The organism is Cognatundibacterium squillarum (assembly GCF_014652435.1).
Lineage (GTDB): Bacteria > Pseudomonadota > Gammaproteobacteria > Burkholderiales > Burkholderiaceae_D > Undibacterium > Undibacterium squillarum.
Map to the genome: position 1 here is coordinate 263,077 of NZ_BMYU01000004.1, position 26,974 is coordinate 290,050.

22 protein-coding genes are annotated in these 26,974 nt (G+C 52.5%); 16 read left to right on the forward strand and 6 right to left on the reverse strand.

Annotation, left to right across the window (positions count from 1 at the left end; genetic code table 11):
• Positions 1-242 precede the first annotated feature (242 nt).
• Together IE092_RS18870 and IE092_RS10260 are read right to left on the reverse strand one after the other, a co-directional pair.
• On the reverse strand, positions 243-1,349 hold the full coding sequence (locus IE092_RS18870) for an RHS repeat-associated core domain-containing protein (protein ID WP_229793125.1): 1,107 nt from the start codon (positions 1,347-1,349) through the stop codon (positions 243-245).
• 140 nt (positions 1,350-1,489) lie between these two features.
• Positions 1,490-1,888 carry a hypothetical protein gene (locus tag IE092_RS10260; protein WP_189357074.1) on the reverse strand — a complete coding sequence of 133 codons (399 nt, stop codon included), beginning with the start codon at positions 1,886-1,888 and terminating at the stop codon, positions 1,490-1,492.
• Between the two features lie 1,497 nt (positions 1,889-3,385).
• On the opposite strand from IE092_RS10260, the gene IE092_RS10270 reads away from it, so the two are divergent.
• From IE092_RS10270 to IE092_RS10285, 4 genes are all read left to right on the forward strand, one after another.
• Positions 3,386-4,678 (forward strand): HAD family hydrolase, encoded by a 1,293-nt coding sequence (locus IE092_RS10270; RefSeq protein WP_189357076.1) that lies wholly within the window; start codon positions 3,386-3,388, stop codon positions 4,676-4,678.
• 343 nt (positions 4,679-5,021) lie between these two features.
• The gene (locus tag IE092_RS10275; protein ID WP_189357077.1) at positions 5,022-8,990 is read left to right on the forward strand and encodes a DUF3683 domain-containing protein; all 3,969 of its coding nucleotides are present in this window, start codon (positions 5,022-5,024) and stop codon (positions 8,988-8,990) included.
• A gap of 4 nt (positions 8,991-8,994) precedes the next feature.
• Entirely contained in the window at positions 8,995-9,414 is a 420-nt protein-coding gene (locus IE092_RS10280; RefSeq protein ID WP_189357078.1) for an HIT family protein, read from the forward strand.
• A gap of 7 nt (positions 9,415-9,421) precedes the next feature.
• On the forward strand, positions 9,422-9,838 hold the full coding sequence (locus IE092_RS10285; RefSeq protein WP_189357079.1) for a gamma-butyrobetaine hydroxylase family protein: 417 nt from the start codon (positions 9,422-9,424) through the stop codon (positions 9,836-9,838).
• A 129-nt stretch (positions 9,839-9,967) separates the two neighbouring features.
• Here IE092_RS10285 and IE092_RS10290 read toward each other — a convergent pair whose 3' ends face one another.
• From IE092_RS10290 to IE092_RS10300, 3 genes are read right to left on the reverse strand one after another with little or no spacing between them, the layout of a single operon-like run.
• Positions 9,968-10,453, reverse strand: a complete 486-nt coding sequence (locus tag IE092_RS10290; RefSeq protein WP_189357080.1) for a hypothetical protein — start codon at positions 10,451-10,453, stop codon at positions 9,968-9,970.
• Positions 10,450-10,596: a hypothetical protein gene (locus IE092_RS10295; RefSeq protein ID WP_189357081.1), complete on the reverse strand. Its 147-nt coding sequence runs from the start codon at positions 10,594-10,596 to the stop codon at positions 10,450-10,452. The genes IE092_RS10290 and IE092_RS10295 overlap by 4 nt, the downstream gene beginning before the upstream one ends.
• A complete protein-coding gene (locus IE092_RS10300; RefSeq protein ID WP_189357082.1) occupies positions 10,584-11,177 on the reverse strand; it encodes a DUF5625 family protein in 594 nt (197 codons plus the stop codon). The genes IE092_RS10295 and IE092_RS10300 overlap by 13 nt, the downstream gene beginning before the upstream one ends.
• A gap of 1,010 nt (positions 11,178-12,187) precedes the next feature.
• Between IE092_RS10300 and IE092_RS10305 the strand changes: the two genes are divergently transcribed.
• From IE092_RS10305 to pssA, 10 genes are all read left to right on the forward strand, one after another.
• Positions 12,188-12,616 (forward strand): hypothetical protein, encoded by a 429-nt coding sequence (locus IE092_RS10305; protein ID WP_189357083.1) that lies wholly within the window; start codon positions 12,188-12,190, stop codon positions 12,614-12,616.
• 423 nt (positions 12,617-13,039) lie between these two features.
• Positions 13,040-14,053: an extracellular solute-binding protein gene (locus IE092_RS10310; RefSeq protein WP_189357084.1), complete on the forward strand. Its 1,014-nt coding sequence runs from the start codon at positions 13,040-13,042 to the stop codon at positions 14,051-14,053.
• Between the two features lie 74 nt (positions 14,054-14,127).
• Positions 14,128-15,726 (forward strand): ABC transporter permease, encoded by a 1,599-nt coding sequence (locus IE092_RS10315; RefSeq protein WP_189357085.1) that lies wholly within the window; start codon positions 14,128-14,130, stop codon positions 15,724-15,726.
• A gap of 24 nt (positions 15,727-15,750) precedes the next feature.
• Positions 15,751-16,791 carry an ABC transporter ATP-binding protein gene (locus tag IE092_RS10320; RefSeq protein WP_189357086.1) on the forward strand — a complete coding sequence of 347 codons (1,041 nt, stop codon included), beginning with the start codon at positions 15,751-15,753 and terminating at the stop codon, positions 16,789-16,791.
• Positions 16,792-17,143: 352 nt separating this feature from the next.
• Positions 17,144-17,878, forward strand: coding sequence for a bifunctional demethylmenaquinone methyltransferase/2-methoxy-6-polyprenyl-1,4-benzoquinol methylase UbiE (ubiE, locus tag IE092_RS10325; RefSeq protein ID WP_189357087.1), 735 nt, complete (start codon positions 17,144-17,146; stop codon positions 17,876-17,878).
• 21 nt (positions 17,879-17,899) lie between these two features.
• Positions 17,900-18,838, forward strand: coding sequence for a Tim44 domain-containing protein (locus IE092_RS10330; protein WP_189357088.1), 939 nt, complete (start codon positions 17,900-17,902; stop codon positions 18,836-18,838).
• Positions 18,839-18,991: 153 nt separating this feature from the next.
• Complete coding sequence (locus tag IE092_RS10335; RefSeq protein WP_189357089.1) at positions 18,992-19,567, forward strand: ubiquinone biosynthesis accessory factor UbiJ; 576 nt, start codon at positions 18,992-18,994, stop codon at positions 19,565-19,567.
• Positions 19,561-21,123 (forward strand): ubiquinone biosynthesis regulatory protein kinase UbiB, encoded by a 1,563-nt coding sequence (ubiB, locus tag IE092_RS10340; RefSeq protein WP_189357090.1) that lies wholly within the window; start codon positions 19,561-19,563, stop codon positions 21,121-21,123. Before IE092_RS10335 ends, ubiB begins: the two co-directional genes overlap by 7 nt.
• Entirely contained in the window at positions 21,113-21,736 is a 624-nt protein-coding gene (locus IE092_RS10345; RefSeq protein ID WP_189357091.1) for a class I SAM-dependent methyltransferase, read from the forward strand. The genes ubiB and IE092_RS10345 overlap by 11 nt, the downstream gene beginning before the upstream one ends.
• Positions 21,737-21,797: 61 nt before the next feature.
• Entirely contained in the window at positions 21,798-23,156 is a 1,359-nt protein-coding gene (gene pssA / locus IE092_RS10350; protein ID WP_189357092.1) for a CDP-diacylglycerol--serine O-phosphatidyltransferase, read from the forward strand.
• Between the two features lie 412 nt (positions 23,157-23,568).
• Here the strand turns inward: pssA and IE092_RS10355 are convergent, their stop codons facing one another.
• Positions 23,569-24,720: a GNAT family N-acetyltransferase gene (locus tag IE092_RS10355; protein ID WP_189357093.1), complete on the reverse strand. Its 1,152-nt coding sequence runs from the start codon at positions 24,718-24,720 to the stop codon at positions 23,569-23,571.
• Positions 24,721-24,928: 208 nt separating this feature from the next.
• Here IE092_RS10355 and bluB point away from each other — a divergent pair, with 208 nt between their 5' ends.
• Both bluB and IE092_RS10365 read left to right on the forward strand, forming a co-directional pair.
• The gene (gene bluB, locus IE092_RS10360; protein ID WP_189357094.1) at positions 24,929-25,714 is read left to right on the forward strand and encodes a 5,6-dimethylbenzimidazole synthase; all 786 of its coding nucleotides are present in this window, start codon (positions 24,929-24,931) and stop codon (positions 25,712-25,714) included.
• Between the two features lie 44 nt (positions 25,715-25,758).
• Positions 25,759-26,967 (forward strand): hypothetical protein, encoded by a 1,209-nt coding sequence (locus IE092_RS10365; protein WP_229793126.1) that lies wholly within the window; start codon positions 25,759-25,761, stop codon positions 26,965-26,967.
• Positions 26,968-26,974 lie beyond the last annotated feature (7 nt).

The following is a 26,974-nucleotide window of genomic DNA, read 5'->3' on the forward strand; positions in this document are numbered from 1 at the left end:
CCGCAGCTCCGGCAATGATCAGGTCGCATGAATGGTATTAATCCACGTAATACCTGAGTGAACTGAATTGTTTTTTCCCCGCAAGCAGGGCAGCTGTACGATCGCATATGATTAACATTTAAAAATGACTATTTGATACATGCGCATTTTCGAAGCGCAAGGGGCAAACATCTACTGCAGCGAAACGTCAAGGTATAGCCCGTAGTTGAATGCGACAAGGCCGTTTTTGATATGTTCGACACTCATCTGCTGCTCACAATTTCCTGGTAAGCCTGTTCGTTCTGTTTCTTCCAGAACGGATCTTTCGTGCGGCTAACAGCAACATCAATTACCTTCATCAGATCGCGATCTCCCGCGACGTCATAGCTTTTTTGGATAGCCATTTGCTCAATCACGAGCAAAATATCCCTGGTCGTTGCATCGCTGCGTGAATGAGATAATTTCTCCTTCAATAATCCAGCTGCCTCCCGTCCTTTTTTTGCGAAGGGTATGGCCAAATGAACGGACGGCGGTTCTCTCGTCTGACATCCGCAAATGTAGATCGCATATTGCGTTTCTACATCCTGCTTGATGAATTCATCTGCCTGAGAAGTGACAGGCTTGCGGAAGAAAGTATCCGCAAATGCGGAACAATTCAAATGCGACAAATCATCATTTTCCGTAGTGCAGGCTGAAATCAGCATCATAATCAACAGCCATTTTATTGATTGCATCCGCATCCCCCATTTGCTTTTGTAAGTTCCATACGAATCTGCATTTTGCTTAGCGTATGCTTCTTGTTCATAAGGACTTTCAGCATACCCGTTTCTAGTTGACCAGGTATAACTAATCCCATTCATTCCATTTCTATATTGACCGACATGGATAAGCTCGTGCCCTAAGAGTGCAATTCCAGTTGCCGTATTTCCATCATAGACACCAGGACGAAAATAAATATCATTACCCCTTGTTATGCCATCGTAATCTTTGCCCAGATACCACGGCACTTCCCCATCATGCACGTCGGCGTTACCTAAATCCACTTCAGGAATATAAGGTGAAAGGCACTTTTTTTCACGTTCAGTCAAAGGTCGCAAACCAGAAGGGTCGGTCAAGCTTAATGGACTACCATTTACATACCCAAACAAATTCAATCCCCCCTCTTCACCAATCGGATCCCGGCTTAACCTGCGCCCGACACGCGGATTGTATGGCCGGTACCAGGTCAGGTTTAATCCACTGGTTTCATGCTGCCACATACCTGCGTAGCCAAGCTGGCCTGTTACGCCACTGCGGCTGACAATTGCGCCGTAGGCACTGTAATCCTGTGTACCTAACAATTTGCCATTAGCATCAGTGACGTAACGCACACTGCCCAAATGATCACGCTGGTAATAAATGACCGGTGCCTGAGGTTTATTTGCACGCCATTCGCCGTTAAGTCAAACACTGGAGACGAGAATGGCCACACTGTTAATCTATAAACTGTAGCTGAGATCGTAAACACGTTCTAAGGCAAGTTGATATGATATATCCATGCGCCGCTAGTGAAACCAAGGATTGCACCAGCAAGTACGGAAATCAGAACTAAGGGTATTGATGCTGAAAGAAGCGCCGCAAATACTAATCCGGCGGTAGCTCCAACTAATCCACTAAGAGTCATTCTTTTTGTTTTTGAATAATTTCCATTTATATCAATTACAAAAAATATTCCTAACGCAAGTCCCGCTACACCACCAGAAAGACATTCCCGCCACATCGCCCTCACTTCCCAATCTGTCGCGGCAGCAGCAACGAAAATCCCTAACACGCCAACCAAGAGGCAAATTGCGTATTGGTTAGCCAGTATTTTTCTGATCAATCGATTTTTCGCATCGAACCCAACTTCCTCATTTTTCGGAACATTCACACTCGCCCCCTATAGTCCATCCAGCACGCTCTGCCGCCTTACTTATTATTATTTTATCAATTATCATCCCTTGCCATTGAGCCAAATCTTTGAATGCAAACTCTCCAAATACGGCCGCAATTTTCATTCCCATCCCACTTAAGTTTGATATGTTGGCAATCATCAAAAAAACGCCATTTTTTTAAACGAACGACGCGCTTCAAAAAAGAATACGCATGAAACCCACAGCGACCAAACGAGGGAACCGTAAAAAACAGGAATACGGAAAAAAAATAACTTGCTATTGTTATGACACTCAATATTGAAAATACGAGACCGAGAAGCGCCTTAAACCGGGTAAATCTGTATTTATTGAATATGTAGACATATAAAATCACCTGTTAAGAAAACGCTGATTTAATCGTTTCTTCTCTACCGAGTCCTGCATAAGTGGTTGGTTTGCAAAGAAGCTAATTTCCGTGATGCGAATAAATCAGCGCCCCCCTAAAATAGTCCCTATCTAACATGATCGCGTTAAATATCGTCTATCCAAAAAAAGGCATTCATGCAGTCACTGGGGGATAAATTGTATGTATTATTGACCATCCAACTTGCACGTATTGAATATCGTAATCATTGCCATCTTTATGCGGAAAATTGGCTGCATGTTTGGCCATGCCCTCCTGCAGGAGTCGGCTCTGAACCTACCGCCCGTGGATTAAACCAAGATCCATTTACAAAATTAGGATGTTTATCCATAACGACTCCCATCGCTTCACATAAGCTGTCCAAACCTAACGGATCGGTCGTCGTTGTTGGATTCCCTCCAACATATCCCAATATGGCGGCTTAGGCTTAGAACAATGTAAAAACGGGTTTCTTCTTACCTGACTTTAATGCCAAGAGGTGATTGTTGACACGGCACACTTATACAACGAGCAACTTTCCGGATAAAGCACTTTTACATCAAATCACAACTGCGGCGGTTGTTGCCGAACACCTGAATCACTGGCTTTTTATTGCGGATCTGATGTGAGCAGATTTCTTTATTGAGCTGGCGGTCACGGCCGTCCAGTTGCTGACTGCCTGCCAGTTCTAGCTCTGACGGGCACCGGGAAGCCTGAAAATCGCCCGAAAACGGCTCAAATGCGGTGTTTGGCACAGCGATGTGGCGGTCGTCGGCAGAAAGTCCGGGGCTTGGTAAAACCAAAATGCGGGAAACGGCATAGCGCCGTTACTGTTTTCTTTACCATTTTCCAGCCATGCTTCTTAAATAACGGGAATTGCTTGTCGCAGAAGAAGAGTTCTGTCGGGGCAATGAGTGCTTTTTCTGACAATTCTGGTATGCTGATTTCCTTATTTCTTTCAGACAACATAACGAAAGCATATAAAAAGCAACACACTGCACAGCAGGTTTGCGCTGTGTCGTCTGCTTGTCATGTTTTTCGGTCAGACTGAGGGATGGTGCCGGCTTCGGCGATACTGGTTTTTCGGTCCGGATTTTTACTAGGGTGAACTATGAAACAGACTTCTGCTCCACGTCGTGGATTCTTACAAGGTATGCTGGCAACTGCGGCCGGCGCAGGGCTGGCAGCGCCAGCGCTGGCAAAACCGGCAGCGCCTGCAGCGGCTTCCGTCTTTCTGGATCCGGCCAAATGGTCGCCACGCAACCACGCTTTGCTGACGTCGATTATTGCGAAGCACGGTAACACCAGCAAAACGTACAATCCTAAGCGCCGCCCTTACGCCGTGTTTGACTGGGATAACACCAGCATCATGAATGACTGCGAAGAAGCGCTGCTGATGTACCAGATCAATCATCTGGCATTCAAACTGAGCCCGGCAGAGTTTTCTGCGATTATTCGCCAGAACGTACCGGCAGGTCCATTTGCCGCAGACTTCAAAAACAGCGCAGGCAAAATCGTTGATCTGGAAAGCATTTGCGCTGATCTGGACAGCGATTACGCTTTCCTGCACGCGAATTTCAAAGGCATGGCTGGCAGCAAATCGCTGGAAGAAGTAACCGCGACTGAACAATTCCAGGATTTCCGCGCCAAGCTGTATTTCCTGTACGAAGCGGTTAATGACACCCACGGCGTGAACGTTGGTTATCCATGGGTTATTTACTTCTTCACAAACATGACCATGCAGGAAGTCACCCGTCTGGCAGAAGCATCGCATGATGCGAATCTGGGCATGGGTCTGGCCAAAACCAAATACACCAGCCCTGCTTCCCTGCCGGGTAAAGCCGGTGTGATCACCACAACGCATTTTGCCGGTATCCGTCTGTGTACTGAAATCGGTACGCTGATGAATACTTTCCGTCAGCACGGTATTGATGTGTATGTCAGCACCGCATCGCTGGAAGATGTGGTGGCGGTATTCGCGACGCTGCCGAAGTATGGTTACCACGTTGCGCGTGAAAACGTACTGGGTCTGCGTCTGGAACAGGATGGCGATGTGATCAAAAACGCTTACCGCAAAAACTGGCCGCTGAACTGGGGTCCGGGCAAATCGGTAGTAATTCGTCAGGAACTGGTTGCGAAGAAAGGTTACGGCCCGCTGTTCGTGGCTGGCGACAGCGATGGTGATTACGACATGCTGCGCGACTTCCCGGATACTGAACTGGGTCTGATCGTGAATCGTCTGAAAAAAGGCAAGATCGGTGAATTGTCTAAAGCCGCTGCCGACAGCCTGAAATCCGAGAAACCACGCTTTGCGCTGCAAGGCCGTTTCGAACAAACCGGTAACTGGCTGCCAGTCGAAACCACGATTAAATACGGTAAATCTGCCGACGCGCTGCTGGGTTAATTCCCGCTGCAGCACAGCGTTTCCGGTAGTCTGCAAACAACAGGCTGTGTGGCATAAGCTGCACAGCCTGTTTTTACTGGCAGCGACCAAAGATTTGCGGTTATGATGTCTGGCTCCCGTCTTCGGGCGCATATCCCCTGCCCGACGCAAAATATTGTTCGGTTTCGCACGACAAAATCCTGCCATATCCGTACAAACTTCAAGGCTGTTGCAGCATTGTGCATCGCAATAAGCTAGAATGAAGGCAACCCTTCTAACTATTGCAATACCGCAAGGCCTGCTTCATGCGCAGACCCAGCCTGCCACGATCTGCCTTGCCTGCATGACAACATAAACACAGCAGATGAACGCCCCAATCCAGAACGCCGTCCTGCCCGCGCAGGCCCACGAAGGCAAACCCGACCGGGTTCGTGAAATTCCGTATAACTACACCTCGTTTTCCGACCGCGAAATCGTGATCCGTCTGCTTGGCGCTGATGCCTGGCAATTGCTGGATCAGTTACGCGGCAAACGTCAGACCGGCCGCTCCGCCCGTATGCTGTACGAAGTGCTCGGTGATATCTGGGTGGTGCGCCGCAATCCGTTTTTGCAGGACGACATGCTGGACAATCCGAAGCGGCGTCAGGCGCTGATTGATGCCTTGTATCACCGTCTGAATGAAGTGGAAAAACGCCGCCTGAATACCGATGGCGACAAAGACGGCGAGCGCAGCAGCAGCGTGGAAACACTGGTCGCTGCCGCACGCAAAGCGGTGGAACTGTTCGCCAGTGAATTTGAACACACGGCAGAACTGCGCAAAAAAACCAGCCGTCTGCTGGCCCGCCACACTGCGCGCGACAATATCAAATTCGATGGCCTGAGCCGCGTTTCGCATGTGACTGATGCGACCGACTGGCGCGTTGAATATCCGTTCGTGGTGCTGACACCGGATACCGAAGCTGAAGTCGCCGGTCTGGTGAAATCCTGTATCGAACTCGGTCTGACGATTATTCCGCGTGGTGGCGGCACAGGTTATACCGGTGGCGCAATTCCGCTGACGCCGATGTCCGCTGTTATCAATACCGAAAAACTGGAAGATATCGGCGCAGTCGAATATGTGCGCCTGCCGGGTGTGGACCGCGATTACGCAACCATCGCTACCGGCGCCGGTGTGGTCACCAAGCGTGTTTCGGATGCGGCGGATAAAGCCGGTCTGGTGTTTGCGGTCGATCCGACATCGGCGGAAGCCTCCTGCATCGGCGGCAATATTGCGATGAATGCCGGCGGTAAAAAAGCCGTGTTGTGGGGCACGGCGCTGGACAATCTGGCTTCGTGGAAAATGGTCGATCCGAACGGTGACTGGCTGGAAGTCACTCGCCTCGATCACAATCTGGGCAAAATCCATGACGTGGAAACTGCGCGTTTCCGTCTCGAATGGACGCATCCGGGCGAGAAGCAGGCGTTCCGCACCGAAACACTGGAAATCAAAGGCCGCGTGTTCCGTAAAGAAGGTCTGGGCAAAGACGTGACCGATAAGTTTCTCGCCGGTTTGCCCGGCGTGCAGAAAGAAGGCTGCGATGGTCTGATTACGTCTGCGCGCTGGATTCTGCACCGCATGCCGAAATTTGCCCGCACCGTCTGCCTGGAATTTTTCGGGCAGGCGCGTGAAGCGATTCCCAGTATCGTGGAGATCAAAGATTTTCTGGATGCCGATGCCCGCAACGGCGGCGCGATTCTGGCCGGTCTGGAACATTTGGATGAACGCTATCTGAAAGCCGTTGGCTACACCACCAAATCGCGACGCGGCGTGCTGCCAAAAATGGCGCTGATCGGTGACATCGTCGGTGATGATGAAGATGCGGTCGCACGTGCTGCATCGGAAGTCATCCGTATCGCGAATACCCGCGTCGGCGAAGGCTTTGTTGCCGTCAGTCCGGAAGCACGTAAAAAATTCTGGCTGGACCGCGCCAAAACAGCGGCGATTTCCAAACATACGAATGCGTTTAAGATCAATGAGGACGTGGTGATTCCGTTGCCGCGCATGGGTGAATACACCGATGGCATTGAGCGCATCAATATTGAATTATCGATCCGCAACAAACTGGCCCTGACGGAAAAACTGCAAGCCTTCTTTAAAAACGGCAATCTGCCACTGGGTAAAAGTGAAGATGCAGACGGCGACGATATTCCGGCCGGTGAACTGCTGGAAGACCGCGTACAGCAAACGCTGGCTTTGCTGGAGCTGGTCAGCGCACGCTGGCACTTCCTGTTGCAGCAACTCGATATGCCGCTGGCGGAAGCCCTGCCGCAACTGACGGCGCTGGGTATCGATAGCGCCGCATTGCAGGCGCGTCTGGCAGCGCAACCGGATGTGAAATTATTTTCTGTGGTGCAGGACCGCACAATCCGCATTTCGTGGAAACAGGAATTGCGTGCACCGCTGCGTCAGATTTTCAACGGTGCTGCGTTCCGTCTGATACTGGAAGAATGCGTGGCGTTGCATAAGCAAGTGCTGCGCGGCCGCGTGTTTGTGGCGTTGCACATGCATGCCGGTGACGGCAATGTGCATACCAATCTGCCGGTCAACTCCGATGACTACGCAATGCTGCAGGTCGCGCATCAGGCTGTGGAACGCATCATGCAACTGGCACGTTCGCTTGGCGGTGTGATTTCCGGTGAACACGGTATCGGCATTACCAAGCTGGAATTCCTGACCGAAGAAGAATTGCGCGATTTCCGTCAGTACAAAGCCCGCATTGATCCGGAAGGCCGCTTCAATAAAGGCAAGCTGATGAATCTGCCCGGCTTCGCGGCAGACCTGCGTAATGCGTACACGCCTTCGTTTGGTCTGATGGGCCATGAGTCGCTGATCATGCAGCAAAGCGATATCGGCGCGATTTCTAACAGCGTGAAAGACTGTCTGCGCTGCGGTAAATGTAAGCCTGTCTGCTCCACCCACGTACCGCGTGCGAATCTGCTGTATTCGCCGCGCAATAAAATTCTGGCGACCTCGCTGCTGGTAGAAGCTTTCCTGTACGAGGAACAAACGCGGCGCGGCATTTCAATCAAACACTGGGATGAATTCTCGGATGTCGCCGATCACTGCACGGTCTGCCATAAGTGCGCCACACCTTGTCCGGTCGATATCGACTTTGGCGATGTGTCGATGAATATGCGTAATCTGCTGCGCAAAATGGGTCAGAAGAAATTCAATCCGGGCACGGCAGCATCGATGTTTTTCCTGAATGCGACCGATCCGGCTACGATCAACGCCACCCGTCAGGTGATGGTAGGACTGGGTTATAAAGCCCAGCGCGCTGGTCATGAGTTACTGAAAAACCTGAGCCGCAAACAAACCTCGGCACCACCGGCTACGGTTGGCAAAGCCACCATCAAAGAGCAGGTGATTCACTTTGTGAATAAGAAAATGCCGGGCAATCTGCCGAAAAAAACCGCACGCGCCCTGCTGGATATTGAAGATAACAAAGTGGTACCGGTGATCCGTAATCCGCAAAGCACTACCGTGGACAGCGAAGCGGTGTTTTACTTCCCGGGTTGCGGTTCGGAACGTTTGTTCTCGCAAGTCGGCCTCGCAACACAAGCGATGCTGTGGCATGCCGGTGTGCAAACCGTGCTGCCACCGGGTTATCTGTGCTGTGGCTATCCGCAGCGCGGCAGCGGTCAGTTTGATAAAGCGGAAAAAATGATGACGGATAACCGCGTCTTATTCCACCGCGTTGCGAACACGCTCAATTATCTGGATATTAAGACGGTGGTGGTTTCCTGCGGCACCTGCTATGACCAGCTGGCAACCTATGAATTCGATAAGATTTTCCCGGGCTGCCGGATTGTGGATATTCACGAATTCCTGATGGAAAAGAATATCCGTCTGGAAGGCGTGACCGGAACGCGCTATGTGTACCACGATCCCTGCCATACGCCGATGAAATTGCAGGACCCGCTGAAAACCGTGAATACGCTGATCAGCGCCGTGGACGGACAAGCGAAAATCGAAAAGACCGACCGTTGCTGCGGTGAATCCGGCACACTGGCCGTCAGCCGTCCTGACATTTCCACACAAGTACGTTTCCGCAAAGAAATCGAAATGAAAAAGTCCGCCGACAAAGTGCGTGAAGACGGTTTCAGCGGCGATGTGAAAGTGCTGACCTCCTGCCCTGCCTGCCTGCAAGGCTTATCGCGTTACAATGACGACAGTGGCACCCAGGCCGATTATCTGGTGGTCGAAATGGCCCGCCATTTACTCGGCGAAAACTGGCTGGTGGATTATGTGGAACGCGCCAACCAGGGTGGAATTGAACGCGTACTGGTATAAAACAATGGAACAATGTGAACTGTGCCGCGGCAGCGGCGAAGATGTGGTGATTCAGTGCCAATGGTGGCGGGTGATTCTGGTGAATGATCCGCTGTATCCGGGCTTTTGCCGCGTGATCTGGAATGCGCATGAACAGGAAATGAGCGATCTGCATGAAGCTGAACGCGAAGAACTGATGCGTGTGGTCTGGCTGGTGGAAGCCGCGCAGCGTGAAGTGTTTCAGCCGCGCAAAATCAATCTGGCCAGTCTGGGCAATATGGTGCCGCATCTGCACTGGCATGTGATTCCGCGTTTCGAAGATGACGCACACTTCCCGCAACCGGTGTGGGGTCAGCAGCAGCGCGAGCCGGACAGCGCCGTACTCGAGCAGCGCCGTTCACAGCTGAACGCGCTGCGCGATGCGATCATTTACCGTCTGAGCTGAGGTCCGCATGACAACATCACAGCATCAGCCGGTTTCTCTGGACGTGCGCACCCGCAGCCGGGTGCTGGACATCAGTTTCGCTGACGGCAGCACCTTCAGCCTGCCGTTCGAATATCTGCGCGTGTATTCGCCATCCGCCGAAGTACGTGGCCACGGACAAGGACAGGAAACCCTGCAAACCGGCAAGCGTCTGGTCGGCATCACCGGCGTGGAACCGGTCGGCCATTATGCGATCCGCCCTTTATTCGACGATGGCCACGATTCCGGCATTTACACCTGGGATTACCTGTACAAACTCGGACAGGAACAGCAAAGCCTGTGGGCCGCCTATCTTCAAAAACTGCAGGAAGCTGGTTACGAAGGCGACAGCGGCCGCGACGCCGCCATGCTGCCCAAAGGCGGCGGCTGCGCAACCCGGCACTGATCTCTGCTAATTCAGTTCAGAAATGAAGACAAAACGGACAGCGCTGGCTGTCCGTTTTTTTTTGTATTTACAGAACGCTTTGCATCTGACACAAATTATCATATCCACATCGTCTGCTAAGCGGCATTTCTATTTCCTCTCCTGAAGTTTGATTGCAATGACTGAGTTAAATTTCTCTGGAAAAATCAATCCATTACCGCCAACACAATTCGGCACAGATGATTTTTTATCTAAGCTTTTAAAGTTAGAAAAAAAGTTTGAAGCATAGATTGCCACAACTTTTTCACTGTGGAAGCCAACCAAAAAAAACTGGGTGTCACCAAGACGGTCTCGATTTTGTTCCTTGAGAACACCTTCAGCTGCAACTATTTGCTCCTCTGTTAGTAGTTGTGAAAACCTAGCATCTCGATAGCTATCATAAGGGCCGACTGCGCAAGCAAAATCGACAGGGCCAAGTAAATCCGAAACCCCGGCTTGCTCACCCATGATGTACTTTGAGTAAACTCTTAAGGATCCTGATAGGTTAGGCTCAAGAACGAGAGGCCAAGTCTTGATCAAGCCGACTAGAAGCACCATCCCCCCGGCAATTACACCCAGAATCTTTTTTGTAATCATGATGCAATCGCCCATATGGTCAAAAAGACACGATTTTTCGATTCAATTTTTACTATTGCCACAGCCTCTAATGAGGTGCAATTTGTAGTGGCATACTGAAGTTGGGTTCCTTTACCTGCGATATTAATGGTTACTGTTGGCATGGCTCACTCCTTGCACTCATATTCTTGGGATCAAAATTCACTTTAGCTGGCATGGTTATTTCAAAAGTGGTGCGTATAGCTGATAACTCTTGAGCAGCTCGCTTATTGACAAGTCGTGCTCTGTAAGTTCCAGGAGTTAAAACACAGTTCCCTATGTTTTTTCCAAAATATCCCTGACCCCAAGATGCTGTTATTGGATCTACATCTTGAGAGTAGACTTCGATTTCTTTGCCTCCCGCACTCTCAGCAAAAATTTTCAGATTAATTGGTGTCGCGATACCCGGCTCAACTGGCTTTCCGGTCTTATCGACTGCGTGCCCACCCAGCAGCGTCCGAACGCGCGCTCGCTCTGCTTGATCATTCTCCAAAAACCAAAATTTTATTGAAAACCAATGTGGGAAGTGTTTCTTAACTTTGAATTTAAAATCGGCGACAACCCCAGCCTCAGAAAGATGAATGTCAACAGTACCTGGCTCTGGTGATTTATCAAAGATATGAGCATGACTTAACTTTCCGACCATTATCGAAAAAGCAGCCGCGAGGCAGATAAGAATAGATCGCAAAATTCTTAACTTAAACACTTTTTCCCTCCAATTTTTTAATCCTCACGGCACTCCCTCGCTCAAAATTGACACGAAAGGAGGTGTCGCTGCCACCTAGGTACTGCGATGAATTTTTGAACATTATCCAAATATCGCTATTGTCAGCCTGCATGGACTGCGCCCACATTACTTTGAGAGGTTCAGCATTCTCGGGCCACTTTGCTTTATCCGCGACAACCTTGTATGCAAAAGCCCCCCCCCCCGCAATCTCGCCTCAAACGGTGTCATACCGACCAGCACCACACCATCCAGAATCGACTGTCGCCGATCCTCCGGAAAAAGCTCCGTGTGCTGTGCAAACATGGTTGGCGCATAGCTTTTACACTCTTCGTGCGCCATCTAATCTTCGCTTCTTAAGGTTTGAAAGACTTACGACGTCTGCCTCGAGAACCACAATCACCCATTGCAATCGGTTTTCACTAAAAACTACTTATATCTCAGCTCTTTCTGCTTTCATTTCCAAACCCCAATAAATATATACAAAAAATATTAATAGAAAGTTACTTCTTTGATTTTGTTACAATCTGACCAATCAATGCTCTCATCATTACTCATGTCCCTGACTAAACTTTGTATTCGGAACATTCACAGACTTTGCTTTACCAAACACTAGATGAGCGGCCGCGACGCCGCCATGCTGCCCAAAGGCGGCGGCTGCGCAACCCGGCACTGATCTCTGCTAATTCAGTTCTGACATGAAGACAAAACGGACAGCGCTGGCTGTCCGTTTTTGTTTTTGCTGCCGGATGATTTTTCATCCAAGCTGAAGTACAGTTTCGCCGGCCGCGGATTATCGGATCAATTACGAATGCATAAAATTTACAGAAAATCACAAAATAAATATCGTGTTTTGCATTAAAAATTTATTTTGCAAGGATAATAATTTTTCCGTTATATAAATTTCGGAAAATTTATTAACCTTTTCAGAAGACCCTCGTTACGCCCGGACTCTGTCATCTGGAGTTGATTACGTGTTTATAAGAGATTCAGTGGGTTACTCACTGATTATTGGCTGCTTTGGTTTTGCTGCTTCTTTATTAATCAAATTTGGCATGTATTCTTTTTTCGGTATGCATGTTTTAGAAGCCGAATTTCTGCAACCACCTCTGCTCATGACATTCATTGAAGTTGCCATTTTATCGCCACTTTTAGAGACATATTTTCTGGCAATCGCATACTTTCTGTTTAATCTGTATTTTCGCCCTGCCATCTCTGTAGTTTTTGCTGGCGCGCTTTTAGCAGCACTTCATTCGTCTCTTCTTTGGATCTGGGGAATTTTTGCATTCGTTCCTTTATTGATCTATTCCATTCCGTTTTCCAACAAGGCAATAACGCACAATCAGCGCCTTATATCGTCTGCGGTCAGTCACGCAACGCATAATTGCCTGGCGTTTTTGTTAGTGGTGAGTGCCGGATGAAGAACTGAACGGATACTGATCCGGCTATTGTCCCGCAAGTCCACAGTCGAAAAAAGCGTTTTTCCCCTACTCCCAGCGCTCGAATTTCACATCAGAAAATCTCAAGGTTCAGCGACCACAAAAAACAGCAACCATTCAACAGACGGAAGCATGTGCATGCAGACGTGAGGTCGCTCCGGCTACCCTCTCTGTGCAGCTATCCGCATCCACCATTTCCGAAAGCCCGGACTTTCTGCCGACGACCGGCGGGGTGCTGTGCGGGCATCCGCATTTGAGGCAGTTTTGAGCAAATTCGGGTAGTTTCCGTGCCTGCATACGCATTACATGACCGCCATCAAGCACGACATAAAAAATCATGGAAATGAGAATTACTTTTATTTATACTTCGGTGCGCTTTTTTCTTTTTCAGCCCGGAGTCATGCTATGTCATCTGTTTTCCCGCGCCGTACCGCAAGCTGTTTTGCTGCCATTCTGTCCGTTTTTGCTGCTGCACCGGCATTTGCCGAAGAAGTGTTTGTGTACTCTGCCAGAAATGAGCAGCTGATCAAGCCACTGTTTGATGCCTACACCAAACAAACCGGCGTGCAGGTGAAGTTTGTCACTGACAAAGAAGGCCCGTTGCTGGAGCGTCTGAAAGCGGAAGGTGCGAATACGCCGGCAGATATTCTGATTACGGTTGATGCGGGCAACTTATGGCAGGCAGCACAGGCTGATTTGCTGCGTTCGGTGCAGTCGAAAATTCTGGAAACGAATATTCCCGAATATCTGCGCGATCCGAAAAAACAATGGTTTGGCCTGTCTGTCCGCGCCAGAACCATGTTTTTTAATCCAAAGAAAGTCGCTGCCAAAGATCTGAGCAGCTATGAAGATCTGGCCGATCCGAAATGGAAAGGCCGTTTATGCCTGCGTACATCGAAGAAGGTTTATAACCAGTCGCTGGTTGCGACCATGATTGCAGAACACGGCACAGAAAAAACAGAAAAAATCGTGAAGGGCTGGGTTGCCAATCTGGCCACGGATGTATTCCCTGACGATACCAAACTGCTGGAAGCGATTGGTGCCGGTCAGTGTGATGTCGGTGTGGCCAACACCTATTACTACGGCCGTCTGCTGGATAAAAAACCGGATTTACCGGTTGCTATTTTCTGGGCGAATCAGAATGGTAAAGGCACGCATGTGAATGTTTCCGGTGCCGGCATCACGAAACATGCAAAAAATCCGGCCGGTGCGCAGAAGCTGATCGAGTGGCTGTCGTCTGATAAAGCGCAGAATTTGTTCACGGATCTGGATTTTGAATATCCGGCTAATCCGGCTGTCAAAGCCGATGCGGTGCTGCTCAAATGGGGCAGTTTCAAACAGAATCTGATCAACGTGAATAAGGCTGGTGAATTGCAGGTTGAAGCCGTCAAACTGATGGATCGCGCTGCTTATAAGTAATATCATCTGGCCTGAGCAAAAGCCGTCAGTCTCTGACGGCTTTTTTGTACGTGCCGATTGCTGATGCTTCATTTATGTCCCGCCCACATTCCCCTGTCTGGCGTATTGCCAGCCTTCTGATTGCCTGCCTGTGCCTGATGCCGGTGCTGGTAGTCAGTACTTCACTGCTGCATCCTGATCTGACGGTCTGGGCGCATATTGCCGAATACGTACTGCCGGATCTGCTGGTCAATACGGCCAGTCTGCTGCTCGGCGTCAGTGCGCTGACCTTGTGTATCGGGGTCGGGCTGGCGTGGCTGGTCTCGGTGTGTGACTTTCCCGGACGGCGTGCTTTTGCCTGGATGCTGGCCCTGCCGATGGCCTTACCGGCTTATGTTGCCGCATTTGCGGACGTGGGCATGCTGGACTTCACCGGCACACTGCAAACCTGGCTGCGTGCCACGTTTGACTGGCAAGGGCAGTTGCCGCCCGTGCGTTCACGCGCCGGGGTGATCTGCGTATTTTCGCTGTCGCTGTATCCGTATGTGTATCTGTTGTCGCGTCAGGCATTTTCCACTCAGGGAAAACGTGCACTGGAAGCCGCGCAGTCGCTGGGTTACTCGCCGTGGCAGGGCTTCTGGCGTATTGCCCTGCCCGCTGCCCGTCCCTGGATAGCCGGTGGTTTATTGCTGGTGTGGATGGAGACGCTGGCCGATTTCGGCACAGTCTCGGTGTTTAATTTCGATACGTTTACCACGGCAATTTATAAGTCCTGGTTTGCGCTGTTTTCGATGCAGGCAGCCTCACAGTTATCGGCATTGCTGGTGTTGCTGGTGCTGCTGCTGGCAGGTGCGGAATCCTGGTTACGCCGTCGCCGGAAATTTACCGGCGGTGGAAAAAATGCCGCCTCACATTACCAGTTGCACGGCTGGCGGGCGGCAGCCGCATTCAGCGCCTGTTGCCTGACCTTGTTGCTGGCATTTTTTCTGCCGGTGGCACAATTGCTTGCGTGGGCGCTGCAAACCCGTGACAGCGTCGATGCCCGTTATCTCGGGTTTATCGGCCATTCGGTATTACTGGCTGGCGGCAGCGCGCTGGCAGCCTGTGCATTTGCTCTGATACTGGCACGCACGGCACGCCTTTATCCGGGTAACGGTACGCAACTGATGACGAAACTGGCCACGCTGGGTTATGCCATTCCCGGTTCAGTGCTGGCTGTCGGCATTTTTATCCCGGTCGCCTGGCTGGATACGCAAATTGCCAGCCTGAGCCAGACCGGAGGCAGCAGCGCGCAAATGTTTCTGCGCGGCAGTGTGCTGGTGATGATGCTGGCCTTTGTGATCCGCTTTCTGGCGGTGGCATATCATCCGGTGGACAGTGCAATGCAAAGGATCAGTCAGAACCATGAAGATGCGGCCAGAATTCTGGGCTTGTCCGGTCTGCGCTTATTTCATCGTCTGCACTGGGGCATGCTGAAGGGCGGCTTATTTACCGCCGTGCTGATGGTATTTGTGGATGTGATGAAAGAGATGCCGATCACCCTGATGCTGCGCCCGTTCGGCTGGGATACCTTATCGGTCAGGATTTTTGAAATGACCTCGGAAGGGATGTGGGAAAATGCCGCAACACCGGCACTGGCGCTGATCATTGCCGGCCTGCTGCCTGTGATTCTGCTGGGTCGCCAGCATCAGTAATTTACCTGTTTTTCCAAAAACATCATGAGTCTGCTGCAAGTTCAACATCTACGCCACGCCTATCAGGACCGTACCACGCTGCACGATCTGTCGTTCGAACTGCAACAGGGCGAAATCGCCTGTCTGCTGGGACCGTCCGGCTGCGGCAAAACCACGGCGCTGCGCTGCATTGCCGGTTTTGAAGCCGTGCAGGACGGCCAGATTCTTTTAAACGGCAAGCTGGTCAGCCGTCAGGGAATGACGCTGCCACCGCAGCACAGAAAAATCGGCATGGTGTTTCAGGACTATGCACTGTTTCCGCATTTAACCGTCGCGGCCAATGTCCGGCTCGGTCTGCACCAGACAGATCGCCAGTCCGCTGTACGGCGGGTCAGTGAAATGCTGGAAATCACCGGTCTGCAGCACTACGCCGGTGCCTATCCGCATGAGTTGTCCGGCGGTCAGCAGCAAAGGGTGGCCTTAGCCCGCGCACTGGCCCCCAGCCCGGATCTGATACTGATGGATGAACCGTTTTCGAATCTGGATACGGAACTGCGGGTCAAACTGAGCGCCGAGGTACGCAGCCTGCTGAAAGCACAGGGCAGTACCGCGATCATCGTCACGCACGACCAGCATGAAGCGTTTGCGCTGGCAGACCAGATCGGCTTACTGCAGCACGGCATCATGCAGCAATGGGGTGCCGCCTATGATTTGTACCACCGCCCGCGCAACCCGTTTGTTGCCAACTTTATCGGCGAAGGTGTTCTGCTGCCCGCTCTTGCCTGCGAACAAGACTGTGTGCATCCGGCCTTCGGCGAACTGCGCGGCAGTCTCAGCGAGCAGTTTCAGAAAGATGAAGCGGTGAATGTGCTGATCCGTCCGGATGATATCGTGCACGATGACAGCAGCCCGATTCAGGCCAGAGTCATCAGCAAAGCCTTCCGGGGCGCAGAATTTCTGTACACACTGGAATTACAGGACGGAACCCGCGTGCTGTCGCTGGTACCAAGCCATCACGACCATGCGCTGGGCGAAGCCATCGGTATCCGCATAGAAGTTGACCATCTGATCGCATTCCGCGCCTGACTGTGCAGCTATCCGCATCCGGCATTTCCGGAAGCCCGGACTTTCTGCCGACGACCGCCGGGGCGCTGTGCGGGAATCCGCATTTCAGGCATTTTCAGGCAGTTTCAGGCCGTTTTCGGGCATTTATCAGACTGATGAAGGCCTGAACTTGTCAGCGCAGAGGCTTTCCGCTGGCGGGCAAAGGAAACCGCCTGCCGGATTTTTGCCACCGCTGCAGCGGTTTGCGTTGAGATAGCGGACAGGCCAGCCTCACGTACCATCAGGCTTTGCGCCTTGCTGCTTTGCGGGAAAATAGATGCCGCCGGACACGACATCCCCTATAATGCGGCTTCTGAACAGGAGTCTTGTCACTATGAGCAATTCCACGCATTTTGGTTATACAACCGTTGCCGAAGAAGAAAAAGTCCATAAAGTCGCTGAAGTGTTTCACTCGGTCGCTGCCAAATACGACATCATGAATGACGTGATGTCCGGCGGCTTGCACCGACTGTGGAAAATCTTCACCATCGCCCAGGCTGGCGTGCGCCCCGGCTTCAAAGTGCTGGACATCGCCGGCGGTACCGGCGATCTGACCAAAGAATTTGTCCGCCAGGCCGGTAAAACCGGCGAAGTCTGGCATACTGACATTAACGAATCCATGCTGAGAGTGGGACGTGACCGCCTCTTGAATAAAGGCTTAGTCACCCCCACCTTGCTGTGTGATGCTGAGAAACTGCCGTTTCGGGATAATTATTTCGATCGGGTCACCGTTGCGTTTGGTTTGCGTAACATGACACACAAAGATCAGGCGCTGGCTGAAATGCACAGGGTACTGAAACCGGGCGGCAAATTACTGGTTCTCGAATTCTCCAAAGTAAGCGAACTGCTGCAAAAACCTTACGATCTTTATTCGTTCAAGCTCTTGCCTGTGATGGGTAAGCTGATTGCGAATGACGAAGACAGCTATCGCTATCTGGCAGAATCCATCCGTATGCATCCGGATCAGGAGACCTTAAAAGGGATGATGGAACAGGCGGGTCTGGAGAAAGTCCAGTACTTCAACCTGACGGCAGGTGTGGCCGCTTTGCACACTGGTATCAAACTATAAAAATCCCCAAGGAGTTTTTCCATGAAAAAGTTTTTGCTTGCGATGGTCATGGTAGCCAGTACTCTGGCCATGACCGCACAGGATGCAGACGCGAAACGTCTGGGCGGCGGCAGTTCCAGCGGCCGTCAGTCGACTAACGTTGCCCGCCAGGCAACACCGGCCACACCGGCACAACCAAATCAGGCACAGCGCCCTGCAGCAGCACCTGCACAAGGTGCGGCACCGGCAGCTGTTCCGCCAAAACCGGCTTCACCGTGGAAAGGCATCGCTGCCGGTCTGATCGGTGGCGCATTGCTGGGTGCAGCCCTGTCCCACTTCGGTCTGGGTGGTGCAATGGCCAGTGCACTGGGTTCGATTCTGACTTTCGCCCTGATGGGTCTGGCGATTTTCTTCATCATCCGTATGATTCGCGGTATGCGTAACGGCGGCAATCAGGCGCAACCTGCGTTTGCCGGCATGAACAATGCGCAGCCAGCGTACCAGCCACAGGCTTTCCAGCAACAACAGCCGGAACCTGCAGCGTATCAGGCGAACAATTTCAGCGGCGGCAGCACACCTGCAGCAGATCCGAATCAGGGCACCTGGTCGGTACCGGCGGACTTTGATGTGAACGGTTTCCTGCGCAATGCCAAAGGCTATTTCATCCGCCTGCAGGCAGCATGGGATAAAGCCGATCTGAACGATCTGCGCGAATTCACATCGCCTGAAATGTTTGCTGAACTGCGCCTGCAGATTCAGGAACGCGGCAATGCAGCGAACGTGACTGACGTTGTCAGCATCGATGCGCAATTGCTGGGTATTGAAGACAATGGCCGCGACTATCTGGCCAGCGTACGCTTCACCGGCATGATCAAGGAAGATGCCGGCGCACCTGCAGAGCCATTCAATGAAGTCTGGAATCTGGCCAAACCATCCAATGGTTCCGGTGGCTGGGTGCTGGCAGGTATTCAGCAGGGCTGATCATCGTCACTTTGCATCTGCATCAAGCATAGTGCCGATCCATCCGGCCTGAGGCCGGAAACTGTTACACTGAAAACCGCCCGCACTCCGGGCGGTTTTTTTATGTGTAACGCACACAACGAACACCGACAGACGAACACTCTGACAGGATTTATGATTTCAGCTGCTCCTTTCATTAATCACTTGCTGGCCCGCGATGACCGCGCACGACACATGCTGCAGGCCCACGCCGGAAAATCGGTGTGCGCTGATCTGCAAAGCTTCCGTATCCATTTGCTGATTACCGCTGACGGTTATCTGCAGAATGCCGGTACGGAACAGCAAGCCAGCGTCACCATTCACATTCAGCCATCCGACTTGCCAGCCATGCTGCAGCAGCGCGAACGCGCGTTTTCGTATGTGCGTATCGATGGTGATGCCGATCTGGCCAATACTGTGTCCGCGCTCAGTGACACGCTGCGCTGGGATGCTGAAGCTGACCTGAGCAAAGTGTTCGGCGATATCGCCGCCGTGCGCATGACCGCCGGCGCAAAACAATTGTGGCAGCATGCCGGACAAGCGCATCAGCGCCTGCAGGAAAATGTCGCTGAGTATTTACTCGAAGAAAAACAAGTACTGGTCCGACCAGCGGAAGTCCGCCAGCAGGGTCAGCAAATCCAGAAAACCCGCGACGATACTGAGCGCTTACTGAAACGCATAGAACGTCTGGAAAGGAGCCGTTCATGCTGATGAAGTTTTTCCGCTTACTGAAAATCCTGCGCGTCACCCTGCGTTATGGCATTGATGAAATCGCCTTAAGCGGCCTGAAAGTACCGCGTGCCTTGCAATTGCTGGAAGCGGTGATGTTCTGGCGTGATTTGTCGGCACCGCGCGGCGAACGTCTGCGCAAGGCACTGGAAGAACTGGGGCCGATTTTTGTGAAATTCGGTCAGGTTTTATCCACCCGCCGCGATCTGATGCCGCCGGATATTGCCGAAGAATTATCGCTGCTGCAGGATCGTGTGCCGAGCTTCGATCCGGAGCTGGCGATTGCCCAGATCAAAAAATCGCTGGGTGCGCATCCGGATGAATTGTTTGCCAGTTTCGAGCGTCAGCCGGTCGCGTCAGCGTCAATCGCGCAGGTGCATTTTGCGACGCTGAAAGATGGTCGCGAAGTCGCGGTCAAGGTGCTGCGTCCGGGTATGAAAGACACCATCGATAAAGATATCGCGCTGATGCAGGTTGCCGCCGGCTGGCTGGAAACCCTGTGGGCAGACGGCAAGCGTCTGAAACCGCGCGAAGTGGTCGGCGAGTTCGATAAGTATCTGCATGACGAACTGGACCTGATGCGCGAAGCCGCGAATGCCAGCCAGTTGCGCCGTAATTTTGCGAATTCCGATTTGCTGCTGGTGCCGGAAATGCACTGGGATTACTGTTCGCCATCCGTGATTGTGATGGAGCGCATGCACGGCATTCCGATTTCGCAAATCGAGCGTCTGCGCGAAGCCGGTGTGGATATGGGCAAGTTATCCCGCGACGGCGTGACGATTTTCTTTACGCAGGTATTCCGCGACGGCTTTTTCCATGCCGATATGCATCCGGGCAATATTCTGGTGTCCACCCGTCCTGAAACCTTTGGCCGTTATATTGCGCTGGACTTCGGTATCGTCGGCACGCTGAATGATTTCGACAAAGATTATCTGTCGCAAAACTTTCTGGCGTTCTTCCAACGCGATTACAAACGGGTTGCCGAAGCGCATATTGAATCCGGCTGGGCACCGAAAGATACCCGCGTGGATGAACTGGAAGCAGCGGTACGCGCCTGCTGCGAACCGATTTTTGACCGCCCGCTGCGCGATATTTCTTTCGGTCAGGTCTTATTGCGCCTGTTCCAGACTTCACGCCGTTTCAATGTGGAAGTACAGCCGCAACTGGTCTTGCTGCAAAAAACCCTGCTGAATATCGAAGGTCTGGGACGTCAGCTTGATCCGGATCTGGATCTGTGGAAAACCGCAAAACCTTTCCTCGAACGCTGGATGAGCGAACAGGTCGGCTGGCGTGGTCTGAAGCAAAAGCTGGCGGCCGAAGCACCGCGCTACAGCCATATCTTCCCGCAATTACCGCGTTTAGCGCATCAGGCGCTGACCCGCTTATCGGAAGAAAAAGACGATCAGAAAGTCTTGCTGGCGATGCTGGAAGAGCAGCGCAAAACCAACCTGCTGCTGCGCACGATTATTTTCTTCGGCGCTGGTCTGATTTCCGGTCTGATCATCGCGCAGATTCTGTTCCGGCATTATGTCCACTGAACCCGCCGTACCGCAGTTTGCCCACCGCGATCCGGCGCTGCCAGCATTCTGGGAAGAACGCTTTGCGCAGCAGTTCACACCGTGGAATCAGACTGCCGTATCGCAAGCCTTGCTACAGTTTCTGGCGCAGCAGCCTGCCGGTAAAGTGCTGATTCCGGCCTGCGGACATGGTCACGAAATTCCGGCTTTTGTACAGGCGGGCTGGCAAACCGAAGCCAGTGATTTCTCTGCAGCGGCAGTGGACATTGCACGCCGCCAGCCGGGTGTCAGCCCTGCAATGGTCGTCTGCGCTGATTTTTTTGAATATCCGCCAGCGTTCACGCCGGATCTGATCTATGAACGCGCCTTTCTGTGTGCGATCCCTGCTGCGATGCGGCCGCAACTGCTTGCCCGCTGGGCGGAATTGCTGCCCGCCGGCGGCTTGCTGGCCGGATTTTTTCTGACTGGTAGCATCGATGCGGCAGCCCGGCGCGGGCCACCGTTTTTTATCACGGAAGCAGACTTGCACGCCCTGCTGGAACCGGTGTTCACCCTGCGCGAACAGGCTGTTCCGCCGGATTCACTGGCCTTGTTTCAGGGCGGTGAACGCTGGATGGTCTGGCAAAGAAGATAATTGACGCCTGTATGGCATAACGAAGTGCTACACTCCGTGTGTTCTGTTTTGAATTCTGACTATGCGATTTTTACGCCCCCGACATACGCTGGATCAACTGCCTGCTCTGGCAATCCGTCCTGAATCGGTGACCACGCTGCATTCCGCAGCGGACTACAAAGCCGAAATGCTGCACCGTATCCGTAGCGCAAAAAACCGTATTTACCTGTGCTGCCTGTATCTGCAGCATGATGAAGCCGGTGCTGAAATTCTGGCGGCACTGCACGAAGCCAAACTGGCACGTCCGCAACTGGATGTGGTGGTGCTGGTGGACTGGCACCGCGCCCAGCGCGGCCTGATCGGTGAAAAGAAGACCCCCGGACAATTAAGCGGCAATGCGGCCTGGTATCAGCAGCAAGCGGCGCTGCATCACAGCGGCGTTGCGATTTATGGCGTGCCGGTGCAAACCCGCGAACTGTTCGGTGTGCTGCATCTGAAGGGTTATGTGTTCGATGATCTGGTGTTTTACAGCGGCGCCAGCCTGAACAATGTGTATCTGCACCAGTTTGCCAAATACCGCCATGACCGTTATCTGCTGATTGAAAACCGTGCGCTGGCCGACAGCATGACCGACTTCATGCGCGAGCACTTGCTGGCATCCTCCGCCGTACACCGGCTGGATCAGCCGGAATTACCGGCCACCCGCCATATCCGTGGCGAAATCCGTGCTTTCCGCGCCCGCCTGAAAAAAGCGCACTATGCGTTCTCTGCAACCCAGGAAAAAACCACCGGCACGCTGAATGTCACGCCGCTGGTGGGTGTCGGCAAAAATAATCCGCTGAACCGCGTGATATGCCAGCTGATCGCGCATGCAAAACACCGGATTGTAATTTGCACCCCGTATTTCAATTTCCCGCTGGCAATTACCCGCGAAATCAACCGCGCGCTGAAACGCGGCGTACAGGTGGATATTGTGGTCGGCGATAAAGTGGCGAATGACTTTTACATTCCGCCGGAACAGGGTTTCAAAGCGATCGGTGCACTGCCTTACCTGTATGAAATGAATCTGCGCCGCTTCCTGAAATCACATCAGAAAGCCATACGCCAGCAACAGTTGCAGGTACATCTGTGGAAAGATGAAGACAACACCTATCATCTGAAAGGCATGTGGATTGATGACGAGTATGCGCTGATGACCGGCAATAATCTGAATCCGCGCGCTTTCCGGCTGGATCTGGAAAATGCACTGCTGATGCATGATCCCGAACACTTACTGCTGGCTCAGCGTACCGATGAACTGAACAGCATCATGCGCCACACCCGCGCGCTGCAGGCTTATACCGACCTCGATCAGTTACAGGATTATCCGGCGGAAGTCCGCAAGCTGCTCGGACGTCTGAGTACGGTCAGACTGGATCGCCTGGCTTACCGTGTGTTGTAAGCACAACAAGTAACAAAACAAAACGCCGCTGCATGCGGCGTTTTGTTTTGGATGACGGAGAGTGCTGTCATACCTGCCTTCCGGTTGTGGAAAAAGCGCTTTGCATCCACAGCTTTGTGCAGAGATCGTCATGTGGCATTTACGGAGGTCCGGACTTTCTGCCGACGACAGCGCAATCGCTATGCAAAAATCCGCATTTGAGGCATTTTCAGGGGTTTTCGGGCGGTTTCAGGTGGCTTCAGGGGATTCCATACGCTGCCATAGGTCTGCGGACAGCGCTGAGCGTCAGCAGAATGACATAACGGACATCAGCCGGAAGTCCGTCAGCTTGCGCGTGTCCGGGGAAACGGGGATGTGGAAAAGCGTCATTCAGTGCACATGACAGACGCAATACCGGAAGATGCGGCCCGAATCAGGCCACCGGCAGAATTTCGTTATTCTGCAATCCTTTTGCGCGGATTTTGCGGCGGACTGAGCGGATTGCATTCATCCCGCGTACCAGCGCAATCCGCCAGCCTGCATTGCCGACGCACTGCACTTCCTGATAACGGACTTCCAGCGGGCCCCAGCGGGTTTTGGACACATCTTCACCGATGGATAAATTCACGCGGCGACAACCCTGCTCTATCGCCCATTTCATGGTTTCCGCCACCAGCGTGGTCATCACGCTGTAGCGCCCATAGTCCAGATCGTAGCCGGAGTAATACAGATACAGTTCATCCGGCATCGCGAACGCCAGACGCATCGCCACCGCCTGTTCACCGACATACAGTACCAGCATGCAGCAACGCTGCGCAGAGCCGGAGGCAATCATGTCTTCAATCAGACGACGATGGCGTTCGATACAAAAATAATCCGGATGCGCAATCGTGTCTTCTGCCGAAGCGCGCATCCCGTGCAAAGAATAAAACCGAGGCAGCACCGCCATGATCTGCTCGCCGCGCAGCACTTCCAGCCGGTGGCTGAGTTCGTCCCGTTTCAGCGAGTTATAACAGCGACGCAGCGATTCTTTAATATTGCGCTTCAGGCCGCTGCGGAACTGTTCCCAGTCATCACCGAGTTCAACGATGAAATTCGGAATCGCCCGCTGCGACAACAAATGCAGATGCGGGGTGTGCTCCAGCGTAGCAGCGCTCAGCGCATCCGGCAGCACCATCTGAAACTCTGTCAGACCAAAGGTTTCGTGTTCCGCCAACTGATCCCAGACCAGCGCCAGCGCTTCCGTGTAAGCGGGGTCGACCAGCGGTACGCGTAATTCGGTGAGATTAGGATCGGCACCAAAAGGCCGGATATTGCGGTAGATGTGAAAATCGCTGTGGCCGATCTGGGTATTCATCAGCGGCATCACCGCCACCAGCATTTCCTGATCGTATACTGCAGCGATCAGCAAATGATCTTTGATCCAGACCGTATTCCGTGCAAAATGCCGCCACCAGCAAACATTCCAGTCGTACGTCTGAAATGGTAGTAAGCCGGGTACGCGGGATTCCAGCGCACGCCAGCCGGCTTCCAGCCCGCGCAGGTCTGCTTCACTGGTCATCCATTTGACGTTAACTGCACGCATATCCGCTACATTACGTTACAAAAACAGTGCTTTATGCCACAGTTTATGGCTGAGGACAAGTTTGCACCGTCCGGACGGCGCAACAATGTTTCCTGATTGTCTATCCCTGCACGCCTGCTGAGTGGTCTGCAGGGTACCCGAAGGAACTCAGACCCGTCAGCGCAGACTAAGTTCTGTTGCACCCTTTATTTCTGAATGCCGAAAGTCCATGCCCCACACCCTGCCCGACAGTTTTGATCAGTGCGATCCCCTGCAGTCTGCGCTGTACACCACATTGTTTACCCGCCGCGATGTACGCTCACAATTCCTGCCGGATGCGATTCCCGATGACGTGCTGGCTCGCCTGCTGACGGCTGCGCATTACGCGCCGAGTGTCGGCTTCATGCAACCGTGGAATTTTATTCTGGTGCGCGATGCTGCAACCCGCCAGTCGCTGCATCAGGCGTTTTCAGAAGCGCATCTGGAAGCGGCTGCCATGTTCCCGGATGAACAGCGCGACAAATATCAGCGTCTGAAACTGGCTGGGATTCTGGACGCACCGCTCAGCCTGTGCATTACCTGCGACCGCGAGCGTGCAGGCAAGGTGGTACTGGGACGCACCCACATGCCGGAAATGGATTTATACAGCACAGTCTGCGCCGTACAGAATCTGTGGCTGGCCGCACGTGCTGAAGGGCTGGGCGTTGGCTGGGTCAGTATATTTCAGCGCGAACGACTGCATCAGATTCTCGGTATTCCTGACAATATTCAGGTCATTGCTCTGCTGTGCATCGGTTACGTCAGCCATTTTGAAGCGACGCCGGAACTGCAGACCAAAGGCTGGCGCAAGCGCTTACCGCTGGAATCACTGGTCATGGAAAACCAGTGGGATCAGCCTTTACCAGATGCAGAATTCCGTCAATTAATCGTGCAGACTCAGTTGTCTGCTGAGGTAATTGCGCACAACACGAATAATGCCGTGAATGAAAGCTTGTTGACAACGCCAAAGTCATGAACAATCACATGCTGTACCCTGAATCACATCAACAGGAAATCAGCATGTCTACTCTGAACGAAATCGCAGAACACTATGTCCGCCTGACGCTGGCGGTCGGTGAACATGATCCCGGCTACATTGATGCCTACACCGGCCCGGCAACCTGGCAACAGAATGTGCGCAAAGCCAGCCTGAATGATTTACTGGCAACGGCAACTGAACTGCAGCAGGCGATCGCGACGATGTCAGCGCCGCCTGCAGAAGAAACCGAACGCCGTGTGTATCTGGAAAAACATATTGCGTCCGTCGCCACCTATATCCGCCAGTTGCAGGGACATTTGCTGCCTTTTGATGAAGAATCAGCGGCCTTGTACGATGCCGTCAGCCCGGCACTGACACCGGATGATCTGGATGCCACCCTCGCACAGCTGGATAAACAGGTGCCGGGTCAGGGCGATCTGAATCAGCGTCTCAGCGCTTACAACCGTCAGTTCGAAATTCCGTCCGCCAGACTGGACGCGGTATTTCAGGCGGCGGTAGCCGAATCCCGTGCACGCACACTGGCACAGATTCCGTTGCCGGAAAATGAAAATTTCCGTATCGCCTACGTCAAAGATCAGGTCTGGAGTGCCTACAACTGGTACAAAGGTAATGCCTACAGCCTGATCGAAGTGAATACCGATTTCCCGATGTTCATCGCACGTGCGATTGATCTGGCCAGCCATGAAGCCTATCCGGGCCATCATGTATTTAATCTGCTGATTGAACAGGATCTGGTACAGCAAAAACAGTGGATGGAATACGCGGTGTATCCGCTGTATTCACCGGCATCGTTTCTGGCGGAAGGCAGTGCCAATTACGGTATCGAAGTTGCTTTCCCGCGCGCAGAACGTTTGCAGTTTGAAAAAGAAGTGCTGTTCCCGCTGGCAGGCATTCATCCCGAACTGGCGGATGATTACTATGCGATTCAGGATACGCTGCAAGCCTTGTCTTACGCGGGGAATATGGTCGCAAAAGACTATCTGGACGGACGCATAGCCAAAACGGAAGCGGTTGCCATGCTGATGAAATACAGCTTGTCAGACCAGCAGCGTTCTGAACAGCGTCTGCGCTTTATTGAAAAAAACCGCTCCTACGTAATCAATTACAACCTTGGTCAGGATGTGGTCAAAGCCTGGGTAGAACAACAAGCTGGCGACAACCCGCAGCGCCGCTGGGATGTATTCGCCGACTTATTACGCCGCCCGAAAACAGCATCCATGATGCGCTGACCCTGCT